Annotated in this window: 9 protein-coding genes and 1 pseudogene; 4 read left to right on the forward strand and 6 right to left on the reverse strand. The window is 44.1% G+C overall.

What is annotated here, in order from left to right:
- Positions 1–86: 86 nt before the first annotated feature.
- The 4 genes from NC997_RS08145 to NC997_RS08160 all read right to left on the reverse strand — a co-directional run bounded on the left by NC997_RS08145 (position 87) and on the right by NC997_RS08160 (position 2799).
- Complete coding sequence (locus tag NC997_RS08145; protein ID WP_190432754.1) at positions 87–296, reverse strand: hypothetical protein; 210 nt, start codon at positions 294–296, stop codon at positions 87–89.
- Positions 297–431: 135 nt separating this feature from the next.
- Positions 432–1037, reverse strand: coding sequence for a superoxide dismutase (locus tag NC997_RS08150; protein WP_190432752.1), 606 nt, complete (start codon positions 1035–1037; stop codon positions 432–434).
- A 227-nt stretch (positions 1038–1264) separates the two neighbouring features.
- The gene (locus NC997_RS08155) at positions 1265–1762 is read right to left on the reverse strand and encodes a TIGR00725 family protein (protein ID WP_190432751.1); all 498 of its coding nucleotides are present in this window, start codon (positions 1760–1762) and stop codon (positions 1265–1267) included.
- A gap of 152 nt (positions 1763–1914) precedes the next feature.
- Complete coding sequence (locus tag NC997_RS08160) at positions 1915–2799, reverse strand: 4-hydroxybenzoate solanesyltransferase (RefSeq protein WP_190530422.1); 885 nt, start codon at positions 2797–2799, stop codon at positions 1915–1917.
- Positions 2800–2908: 109 nt separating this feature from the next.
- On the opposite strand from NC997_RS08160, the gene NC997_RS08165 reads away from it, so the two are divergent.
- Positions 2909–4570: a Ppx/GppA phosphatase family protein gene (locus tag NC997_RS08165; protein ID WP_190530424.1), complete on the forward strand. Its 1662-nt coding sequence runs from the start codon at positions 2909–2911 to the stop codon at positions 4568–4570.
- 287 nt (positions 4571–4857) lie between these two features.
- On the opposite strand, the gene dnaK is transcribed toward NC997_RS08165, so the two are convergent.
- Positions 4858–6789 carry a molecular chaperone DnaK gene (dnaK, locus tag NC997_RS08170; protein WP_190530426.1) on the reverse strand — a complete coding sequence of 644 codons (1932 nt, stop codon included), beginning with the start codon at positions 6787–6789 and terminating at the stop codon, positions 4858–4860.
- Positions 6790–7567: 778 nt separating this feature from the next.
- Here dnaK and NC997_RS08175 point away from each other — a divergent pair.
- The 3 genes from NC997_RS08175 to NC997_RS08185 all read left to right on the forward strand — a co-directional run bounded on the left by NC997_RS08175 (position 7568) and on the right by NC997_RS08185 (position 11491).
- On the forward strand, positions 7568–8467 hold the full coding sequence (locus NC997_RS08175) for a hypothetical protein (protein ID WP_190530428.1): 900 nt from the start codon (positions 7568–7570) through the stop codon (positions 8465–8467).
- 197 nt (positions 8468–8664) lie between these two features.
- Positions 8665–10587: a hypothetical protein gene (locus NC997_RS08180; protein WP_190530431.1), complete on the forward strand. Its 1923-nt coding sequence runs from the start codon at positions 8665–8667 to the stop codon at positions 10585–10587.
- A gap of 118 nt (positions 10588–10705) precedes the next feature.
- The gene (locus NC997_RS08185) at positions 10706–11491 is read left to right on the forward strand and encodes a patatin-like phospholipase family protein (RefSeq protein WP_190530433.1); all 786 of its coding nucleotides are present in this window, start codon (positions 10706–10708) and stop codon (positions 11489–11491) included.
- On the opposite strand, the pseudogene NC997_RS08190 reads toward NC997_RS08185, so the two are convergent.
- Positions 11488–11628, reverse strand: a pseudogene (locus NC997_RS08190) (IS630 family transposase); the annotation flags it as partial. The gene NC997_RS08185 and the pseudogene NC997_RS08190 overlap by 4 nt on opposite strands.

The following is an 11628-nucleotide window of genomic DNA, read 5'->3' on the forward strand; positions in this document are numbered from 1 at the left end:
CGCTACTCCCTCCTTTAACTGGATACTTCACCCGCACGCCTTGCCAAGCCTCTGCCCAGCTGACGATAGCGATTCGATGAGTTTTATTAACCAAATACCTCATCTTCCCTTCCCCGCCACCACTCACCCAGATTCATCAAGTCCTGATGAATATCTGCTAATTCTTGAACATATTCCTCTGGTGAGATAGTCGGGCGGCGTTCTTGGAGTTTTTTTAGCCGCAATTGCACTAATAGCCAAGGCTTGGAAATGCTATCTGTGGCTTCAATGTATTGGGCTAGTTCTTTGCTATCCATGATTTATCTGGTGGGAATTTATCTTCTTTAAAGATACAGGCAGCCGAAGTTTACAGATAATAAAAAAACAGCCACTACTAACGTGGCTGTTTTCCAGATGATTAAATTTGACGTAGCTGAAACATCAGCCGTTATTTAAGCAGATGCCGTTAAATTCTGGGCAACAAAGTCCCAGTTGATCAAGTGGTCAACAAAGTTCTGCATGAAGTTGGGGCGGCTATTCTGGTAATCCAGATAGTAGGCATGTTCCCAAACATCCATTGTTAGCAAGGGAGTTTGTCCGTAGGCAATCGGGTTTTCTGCGTTCGGAGACTTAGTTACTTTTAGGGTATCGCCATCCTTGATTAGCCAAGCCCAACCACTACCGAATTGAGTGCCTCCGGCATTTTTAAACTCTTCTTTGAATTTGTCAAGGCTACCGAAGCTGGCGTTAATTTTTTCCGCTAGTTCGCCACTCGGATTGCCGCCTCCATTTGGCTTGATGCCATTCCAATAGAAGGTATGATTCCATACCTGAGCAGCGTTGTTGAATACAGCAGCTTTGTCTGATGCTTTGTAGGTTGCCTTGATGATTTCTTCAAGCGACTTGTCGGCTAGTTCTGTGTCCTTAACTAGATTGTTGAGAGTGTTCACGTAAGCAGCGTGATGCTTGCCGTAATGGAACTCAAGTGTCCGCGCCGACATACCTGACGACTCTAAAGCGTCTTGATCGTAAGGTAAAGGGGGTAATTCAAATGCCATTGTGTTCAATCCTCTGCTAACTGCTTTCTAGCTTAAAACTAAGGGAGAAGTTTTTTCTTCTTAAGGATCTAAGTCTCGTCCGATCGAGGTTGCGATCGCTAGCGATATAAAACTTAACCACTGGATTGTACCTTAAAAGTCGAGAGACAGCCAAAATCAACGCTATGTGCCAATTTAGGCAGGACTCCCCACTAATTTCTCCCTGTTGCATCTACCCAAAGGGATAATTAATGGCGATCGCTCAAAACTCCTCTAACCATTTCGATTGCTGCTGCTGGAGTATTGGCAATCAAAATAGAGTCTTCAGACAAGCTTTGGAAAAAAGCTTTACTTTCTGGATGATTCGTTAATAAAATCACTTTTTTATGGTTCTTCAAAGCTAAGGCAATTTCCGAAGCGGTTCCTGCACCCATGCCGCAGGCAATCACAACATCAGAAGAAAGGACATTAATATTATTTCTCGCATTTCCCATATCGGTAACAATTGCAATATCTACGGCATCAGAAACCGCGCTGGTATCGTTAGTGGGAAGAACGCCAATTGTTAAACCATTAGCAAATTTTGCCCCTTTACTCGCCGCATCCATCACACCAGCATTTCTGCCGCCAGTCAGCAAAACCCATCCTTCTTGGGCAATGAATTGACCGAGTTTATAAGCATTTTCTAAGTCAGTTTCTGTGGCGTTGGCTCCTGGTCCCATAACGCCAATTAGGGTTTTTTTCATGGCAAGCTGACCTTACTCCTAAGCGTTGAAATTTTTAACGCCGAGGTACGCAGAGTTTTACGCAAAGGTAGGCAAAGTAATAAAAGTGCAATGAATTAGCATTTTCCTCAGCGTATCTTTGCGTTCTTTATGTTCAAAAAACTCACTCAAGACTACAGAGAACCAGCAATCATTCCAGCCAGTAAAACAAAACCAATCCAAACATTTTGGCGAAAAGTTTCCCCATATACTGGCGTTGGGATATCTTTCTGGCTGAGTCGAGAATATTGCCAAATCCAAGCTAAGGTTGCCAAACTCAAAGCGATCCAAAAGCTAAGCTTTAGATCCATCACAATTCCCAACCATTCAAGCAAAATAACCGTGCCAGTAAAGAAGACACCAACAGCTTCAGCCGCATAATTGCCAAAAAATAAAGCGCTGGAATTAATGCCAATCCGCCGATCATCTTCCCGATCTGACATGGCATAAACGGTGTCAAATCCAAGTGTCCAGAGTACCGTCGCGCCCCATAAAATCCAGGTGGGTTCTTCTAGCTTGGCAGTTACAGCAGTCCAGCTAATCAGCACGCCAAAACCCCAAGCAATCGACAGCACTAGCTGAGGCACTGGAAAGACGCGCTTGGCGGTGGGATAGAAAATAATTACGGGAACTGCCGCCACGCACAACCAGAAAGTAAGGGAATTAAGGTAGAGTGCGAGAACCCCAGCGCAACTCATCGCTACCAAGGCAACGACGATGCCAGTTTTGACCGACAAAGCGCGAGAGGCGAGGGGACGCGATCGCGTTCTTTCTACTTGCGGATCGATATCCCGATCCCACAAATCATTGACAACACACCCGGCAGCACTGGTCGCTAAAGTACCCAGTACAATCACGCCTACCAGCGGCAACGGTGGCTTTCCTGCTGCTGCCAGAAAGACCGCCCATAGTGCCGGAATCATCAATATCAGGCGTCCTGCTGGCTTATCCCATCTCAAAAGCCGGACGACTGTCAGCCAGGTAGGTTCTGTTTGGTTGTGTTCTTGCTGGGTCAGCATGGTCTAGAAAAATGAGTATCCAGAAATATCATTAATCACATCTTTATCCCCTATAGAATATCCTTATTCATCAAATCTCGGCTGGTTCTGCAACCCTGGATACATCGAAATGGTCAATTTAGTTGCCAACGCTAAAGATAATTCTGCGGGTGTTTCAACTCCTAGCGTGGATCGAGATCGGATTCTCGCTGCGATTGACTTAGGTACCAATTCCCTGCACATGGTGATTGTGCAAATTCAACCCAAGCTGCCTGCTTTTTCGATTATTGCCAGAGAAAAAGACACGGTGAGACTGGGCGATCGCGATAAAAAGACGGGCAATCTGACGCCAGCGGCAATGGAACGAGCGATCGCGGCGCTAAAGCGCTTCCAGGGAATTGCCCAAAGTCTCAACGCCGAACAGATTCTCGCCGTGGCAACCAGTGCGGTAAGAGAAGCCCCCAACGGGCGAGACTTTTTGAAACAAGTAGAATCAGATTTAGGCTTATCTGTCAATCTAATTTCCGGTCAAGAAGAAGCCCGGAGAATCTACTTAGGCGTGCTGTCGGGCATGGAATTGAACAACCAACCCCACATCATTATTGACATTGGCGGCGGTTCGACGGAGTTAATTTTAGGGGATAGTCACGAACCGCGATCGCTCAGCAGCACCAAAGTCGGTGCAGTCCGACTAACCGCAGAATTCATTACCACTGACCCCATCAGCAACGGCGAATTTCAGTACCTACAAGCTTATGTGCGCGGACAGCTAGAACGAGCCGTTGATGAATTGAGGGCAGTTCTCCAACCGGGGGAACAGCCGCGTTTAGTGGGAACATCTGGGACGATTGAGACGCTGGTGACGATACACGCGCGAGAAAAACTGGGTAGCAACCCCTTCTCGCTAAATGGCTACCAGCTGAGTCTCAATGACCTCAGAGATTTGATTAATCGCTTGCGAAGGCTCAATTATTTAGAACGTGCCGCCATACCAGGAATGTCAGAGCGGCGGTCAGAAATCATTGTTGCCGGAGCGGTTATTTTACAAGAAGCGATGACGCTGCTGGGCCTTGAATCGCTCAGAGTCTGCGAACGAAGTCTCCGGGAAGGGGTCATCGTCGATTGGATGCTCGCTCACGGCTTAATCGAAGACAAGCTGCGCTACCAAAGTTCTGTACGCGAGCGTAATGTAATCAAAACCGCCCGCAAATACGGTGTCAACCTGGAATACTCTCAGCGAGTTGCAGAATTCGCCCTTAGCTTATTTGACCAAACCCAAGGCATCCTCCACCACTGGGGTTCAGAAGAACGGGAACTACTTTGGGCAGCCGCAATTTTACACAATTGCGGACACCATATCAGTCATTCTTCCCACCACAAACACTCTTTTTACTTAATTCGCAATGGTGAACTTTTAGGCTATACGGAAGCCGAAATTGATGTGATTGCGAATTTAGCCCGCTATCACCGCAAGAGTGCGCCGAGGAAAAAGCACGAGAACTATCAAAATCTGCCGACTAAACAGCACCGACAGATCGTTGCTCAGTTGAGTGCCTTGCTCAGATTAGCAGTTGCTCTTGACCGGAGGCAAATTGGTGCAATTCGGCAAGTGCAGTGCGAATACAACGCAGAAACGAAAGAACTTCAGCTTCACCTGAAGCCAACTCAACCGGATGATGATTGTGCCTTAGAAATCTGGAGTTTAGATTATAAAAAAGACGTTTTTGAGGCAGAGTACGGCATTAAACTACTGCCAGTTTTGAATGCTATTGCTGTTCCAATTAGCCAATAGCTCAATAAAGAGCTTTTCGAGCAATCGTCAAAAATCAAAAGTCTGCGTCTCAAATAACACGGAATCTTCAAGCTTTGAAACGATCTGGCAAATAAAATCCCGGCTCTAAAATTTCCAGTTACTCAGCTAAGGGAGGAAAGACAATATTAGTTGATATGGCTGCAACCAAGCCGTTTACTGCCGCCATTGAGCGGGGGTTGAGGAATCTGATGTGTAACATCACAAAAAGAAAGCGATATTAAGATGCGATCGCTCTGAGGAAGGGTAGATATTCTACCCTTTACATCTCAAATCACTTCATAGAATTCATCGTCAATAGTCGCGATCGCTCTTGGCGAAGCAGCATCACCTATCTGCATCATAAGTTGTTGCAATTCATTACCAAGCGAAGTGATCTGATCATAATTCCCTTGAGCGATCGCTTTCTCTAAATCCTTTAACAACCCTTCGATTTGCCTTTTCTGGGCAGCAAGCACTTGCTCTACCAGTTGATTCGTCAAATTAAAAAGAACCCGATAAGCATCGTTGCTCTTTGTCGAATCTTCAGTTCTAAAATCTGCGCCAATGTTGGGTGTAAGTTTCAATGCGTAACTTTTAAGTTTTTGTCCTTCACTTTTACGAGCTTCTATTAAGTTCGCAATGTCAATTTTTTGACGAAGTATGCGATCGGCTTCGACATTGAGTTCTGCATCTCTCAATATCCTCTCCACTTCAGATGCAGGGACAGTGGAAGCGCCGATAATGCTAATTGATTGCTCTTTTCCCGTGCTTATTTCTTTGGCATAAACATTCAGAATACCATTGATATCAATGTCGAAAGTTACTTGAACTTCTGTTCTCTCTAGAGGAATCCCATCTAATCGAAGAATCCCTAACTTTTTGTTATCTTTAGCGAATTCTCGTTCCCCCATTAAAATATTTATTTCTACACTGGTTTGTCCATAAGTGGCAGTATAAAATTTTTGAGATTTGATGACAGGAATAGTACTATGACGGGGGATGATTCTTGTCATAGTCCCCTCTATAGTTTCGATTCCCAAAGATAAAGAAGTGACATCCCTCATGCAATAAATGGAATTGTCCCTTCTGGCTACTTTCCCCTGAATAGCAGCCCCAATCGCTACAGCCTCGTCCGGGTTAATGCTTTTCAAGGGTTCTTGATTTGTCACTTTTTGCACTAAGTCTTGGACAGCCGGAATACAGCTAGAACCACCAACTAGGACAACAGCGTTAATGTCACTAAGGCTTAGTTTCGCCTGTTTAATTGCTTGTTCGATGTTAACGATACAGCGAGCTAAAAGCTCAGAACACATTTTTTCAAGTTCAGTTCTAGTGAGGGTAGCATTGAGATGTTTTGGCCCATCCGGGGTGGCTGTAATAAAGGGTAGGTCAACTTCTGTTTGCGTAAGGAGGGAAAGCTCTATTTTTGCTTTTTCGGCTGCTTCTGTAAGCCGCTGGGAAGCCTGTATATTTTGGCGTAAGTCGAGACCTTCTTGACTTTGAAATTGGTTAATCAGCCAATCGATAATTTTTTGGTCGAAGTTGTCACCACCAAGGTCAGGGTCGCTGCTGCTAGCCAAAACTTCAAATACACCATCACCTACTTCCAGAACACTAATATCTAACGTGCTACCGCCTAAGTCAAAGACGAGAATAGTTTCGTTGTTTTTCTTATCTAGTTCGTAGGCAAGGCAAGCAGCATTCGGTTCGTTGATGACGCGGAGGATTTCTAAATTCGCTAATTTGCCAGCCTCTTTGACGGCTTGACGTTGAAAATCATTGAAGTAGGGAGGAACAGTAAGAACCGCTTGAGTTATTTCTTCCCCAAAATATTTGCTGGCATCATCGACAAGTTTACGCAGAATTTGGGCAGAAATTTCTTCAGGGGTAAATTCTTTGCCTATATGATGACAGTTGATTTTAATGCCGCCATTGCTATTGGGTAGAACTTGGTAAGAAACTTTATCTGCTGCGTCGATAACTTCATCGTATTTGCGTCCAATGAAGCGTTTAACAGCGTAAAAGCTGTTGTCTGGCTGCATCAGTGCGTTACGTTTAGCAATCCTACCAATCAATTTGTTCCCGTTCTTAGTGTAAGCTACAACACAAGGAGTCAGGCGAAATCCTTCAGCGTTGGTGATGACGATGGGTTGCTTACCATCCATCACTGCAATACAAGAATTTGTTGCACCTAAACTAATTCCAGCTACTTTTCCCATGATGCTCAATCTCAAAAGGTGGCTTGAGCTTAACAGGAGTTCAAAAAATAGTAGGTTCGGTTATACGTCCAAAGCGAGTTCTCTTTTCCGTACCTTAGAGCGACTTCTTTTTTATTAGTTTCACTCTAAAGTAGAATTTAGCATTCTCATCAGTTCGCTAAAATTTGCCCCAGAAGTATGCAATCAAACTCTGCTTGGCAATTCCAGCCAAAATAAAAATATGTAGCAGCTATTTTAACAGTAAAGCTTAATTAAGTTAACTAATTTTGCTCAACGTTACTATATCAAGGCGATCGCTCCGCTGCTTCTGCTCTAATTCTCCTGAGCGCGATCGCTAGAATGCCATTGATAATCCACTAGCGATCGCGCTGTTCCTTAGGGTAGAAGTTGGAATCAGCCGTAAAAGTTATCTTTATAGTTAAGTACCATACAGGAAGCTCTTCTTAGAACTTCTGTCTGGTAAGGAAAATAGAAGTATCCCTTACCGAGTTATTATAGATAAAGTATCAAGATAAACAGAAAGTTTTAAATTAAATTTGCCACTATTACCGAGTTATTATAGATAAAGTATCAAGATAAACAGAAAGTTTTAAATTAAATTTGCCACTGTTTAAGTAAACTCAAAAGATGACTTCTTCAAAAAAATCTTGATTAGCTTGTTAAACTTAAAAAAAATTCCTAAAAATTAATTTGTAAAAATAGCTTCAGCATTCATATAAAATTTTAGTAAAATAACCGATTGTTCAATATTTAAGCAAAGCTGAAGTCTTAATTTGCGATGAAAACACTATATACACTTTTTACCAAAGAACGGAGCGAAGTTCAGACAGAGATAGATAAGGCAACTAGCCCGGAGCAGGTCGTTAAGCTGGTTCAAAAGCGACTCGATAATATTCAGAGCAGTTACGTTGGCGAGTTAAGCGTCGCTCAGGTACGTCTGGCTTCTTTATTCCTGGACACTTTGCGGCAGTCCTTGGGGACTCTCACCGCTGCTAATGAGGCAATTTCGGAGCCAGAGCCTCAGCAGAGTGCTAACCCAGCCAGAAAGGTTTCTCCCAAAACCATAATCCTGAAAGTGCTACAGGGACTCATCTGCATAGGCATTTTAGATTCTCTATTCTCCTTGGCTTCAGATGCGCCAGGAGCTTGGATGGATATCTTGCTGGTGTCTCTGCTGGTTGGACTAGAAGTGGTGTTCCAAATCGATAAACGCGATCGCGCCAATCGTTCAGTTTCTCTTCAACCTGTAGAAGCGCCCCAGCCGATCGTTCGCGTTGATAGCCAAGTCTTTCTGGACAACCTGACCGATGCGCTAAACACCATTGATTTGGCAGTCGCCCGGACTCAGGAAGTCAAAAAACCGCTGGATGCTAGTGGAATAGAAGAGCTACCAGAACTGTTGAATCTGCTTCAGAGACTTATGGGTGCGTCAATTCTGGAGAAACCCCAGATGTCGCTTCAACTCACCAAATTGCTGCCACAGATTTTAATGGAGCAGGGAATTCGGGTTCAGATTTACCAAGGGGACGATACGCATCGCGAGTATTTTGATTTCGAGCCAAGTATCGATCCTGCCGCGAAAGAGTCTGTAACGATAACTCCCGCTTTGTTTAAAGGCGATCGCTTGCTCCGACGCGGTCGAGTGATTGAGCCAGCGTACTCTGAGGCTAGAGAGTAAGATGTCTTGTCATCGTGGCTGTTTGTAGTCGCAAAGTCTTCATTTAGACAGTATTTCCCTTGTTTCGTAGTCCCCTTTCCATAGGGGTTTGGGGGGAGCAAAAATTTCAGCAAACGATGGAAGTTCCCTCTAGCCTCCTTAAAAATAGGGGAATTATTCAGAAATTTGTACCTGGTTGATTAGCGGAAAGTATAAAAATGGAAGTTTTAGAAACTATCGGATTCGATCTGGGGCACGGTGAAACCGCTGTCGCTCAGGCGAGAGTGGAGAGTATCGAGCCGCCAAGCATGCTTGAAGTTAATAATAAAAAAGTTCAAATCACAGCCCTAGCTTGGCATCCCGATATCGGTTATTTAATTGGAGAACAAGCATTAATCCAAGCTGGCGTTACTCAGCTCAAAATCGCTTTTAAACAAAAACCAAATACCGACCCAACTTATCGCGAAACAATCAGCAAGTTTCTAGAAACTTACTATCGTCTTTTGAAAGAAAGCAAACAGATTGAAGGTGGAGAAACCAGCCAATTTTATGTTGGTTGCCCTTCAGGATGGTCTGTTGAAGAACGAGAAGAATACCAAAAGTTACTAAAGGAATCTGGTATTCCTTTAATCAGTGTTGTCCCAGAGTCGCGGGCGGCTTTCATGCAAGCAAAGGAAGCCGGAAAGCTTTCTTATGACAAACTTAAATCGTCGGTGCTAATTGTTGATATCGGCTCTTCAACTACGGATTTTACTCTGGTTAAGAGTTTGCACGAAATCCCTATAGATTTTGGAAGTAATGCGCTGGGAGCTTCTCTCATCGATAAAGCGATTTTTGCCCAGACTCTCGCTAACCACGAGGAGAAAGCGTTACTGGAAAGAGTATTTAAGGCATATCCCCATCACCAAGCGCGTTGCGAACTTGCTTGCCGCAAAGCTAAGGAAGATTACTTTTCTAACGAACAGGTATACAGCAATCCACAATCCTTTGCACGCGGCTTTGAGTCGATCAACGAACAGATTTACTTTGTGCCTCAAGTTAATAAAGCGATTATGGATGAAATCTTGAACCAACCTTTGCCAGAATTGGGTGGCAAGAGTTGGCTTCATTCCTTCCGGGAAGCAGTAAACGAGGCGAAAGAAAGGCTGGATCAACAAGGCTTTGTACCGCAACTTTTGCTGATGACTGGGGGTGCATCCCGGATGAAATTTACGCGCCAGATTTGCGAGGAAATCTTCCCGGAACCAGATACTCAAGTTCGCCCCGATCCAGAACCCGAACGATGCATTGCCTTGGGTTTAGCGCGGGTAGGAAGATGGGATCTGCGTGCTGCTGCCTTTAAAGAAGAGGTCAATACACTATTTGATTCCAAGAAGTTAAAAGACTTAGTCAAAAAACATATTCCAGAGTTAATCGAATTGCTGGCTAAGCCACTATCAGAGGGGCTGATTGAAAGCACAATTCAACCAAGTTTGAAAAACTGGCAAAACAACAAAATACGCACTTTGGCTGATTTGGAAGAGTCTATGAAAAAGCAGGCGGAGCAGTGGATTGAAAGTCCTGGCGCTCGGCAAATCGTCAATACTCAATGCGCCACTTGGTTTAACAGCAAGATCCAACCTGAATTAGCTGAAGAAACCGACCCGATTTGCCAAAAGTTTCAGATACCCAGAAGTAGCTTAAGGTTTGAGGAAAGTATCGACCCTGATGTCGTTAGTCCTGACCTATCGATTGGCGACACTATTCTTGCCGAAACGGTAGGATTTATCGTCAATGTGGTAATTGGTGGAGGGACTGTTGGTAGCATCATCGCTCTAATTTTAACTGGACATTTGACCTGGCCCATCGTGCTAATTTACGGTGCCTCAGTTCTTGCCGCCGGAGTGGAGATCACCCGCAGCAAAACCCAAGAAGCAATTAAGACAAAGGTAGATGTTCCGAGTTGGACTCGTTCTCTTCTTTTGAGCGATAGCAAGATCGACTCTACTTGCGAGCAGATGAAACCTGAGTTAGAGAAGGTTTTCAGACAACAACTAACAGAGAATCAGGAAGCTTTTGACGAACTGATTGGGAAAGTTGGGCAAGAATTGAAAAAAGCGCTAAATACCAAGGCAGAAGAGGCAGTAATTCTCATTCAATAGAGTGACGCGGCAGAAAGCAAAATCATTCATGAAGTTTGTAGTTTGTCCACCCTACCTACTACTTGCATAATGAGGCAAGTACTAAGCCATAATAGTACGCGACGTGAATAGCAGGTAGATGATGACAGATATATCAAATGAACCGTCAGCATACATCGCGTTTCAAGGTGGTGGCGCACTTGGGATGGCACATCTCGGTGCATGGCAGGAGGTATCGCAACAGTTCAACATCATTGGTACAGCCGGAACATCTGCTGGTTCAATTGTTTCTGCGCTCTGTGCTGCTGGATTCAATCCAGCTCATACCATTGATCTCTTTCATCAGCTCAACTGGTCTGAGTATGTGAATTGTCAAAAGTGGTGGAAATTGGTTATTGAGCAAGATGCATACAGCGACGGGAAGCGTTTTCATGGATGGCTGCGAGATCAGCTAGGTAAAAATGTTCCAGGGAAGCCATCTGATATTACCTTTGCTGATTTGTATCAGTTTCGGGAAATCTACTTAGCTATTATTGCTTGTGACCTGAACAACTCAGTAGGAGACCCGGTAGTTTTTGATAAAGATACAGAACCACACACGACTGTTTCATTTGCAGTACGGGCTTCGATTTCGATTCCTGGCCTCTTCAAACCAATACCACGCCTTGACCGGAGACAGGAGCTAGTAGATGGTGGAGTTCTACTCAATTTTCCGGTTGCCCCTTTATATCAACGAGCCATAGAGGCGAGTTGTGTACTTATTGGTGTACGTTTCAAACAACCGCAGAAATACCTTGAGTCACCGGAGGTTCGGGCTGCATTGAAAGGAACTTTCGATCTGATGATGAGACGTGGAAGCCTACCTCCTGCCAATATTTCTCAAGCTCCTAACTACATAGACATTGAAATTGATGTAAGTGCTTAAGCAAAATTAATTACATATTCGGTCCCGACTTTTTTTAGCACATTTTTGACATACTTTACTAAACTTTTCCAGTCCCGATAAGCCTCTATCTCTATCCATTCATATTTCATAAACTTCCATAAGATTTCAATTAAGTT

Source organism: Trichocoleus sp. DQ-A2 (assembly GCF_039961915.1).
In the GTDB taxonomy this organism is placed as follows: Bacteria; Cyanobacteriota; Cyanobacteriia; order Cyanobacteriales; family FACHB-T130; genus FACHB-T130.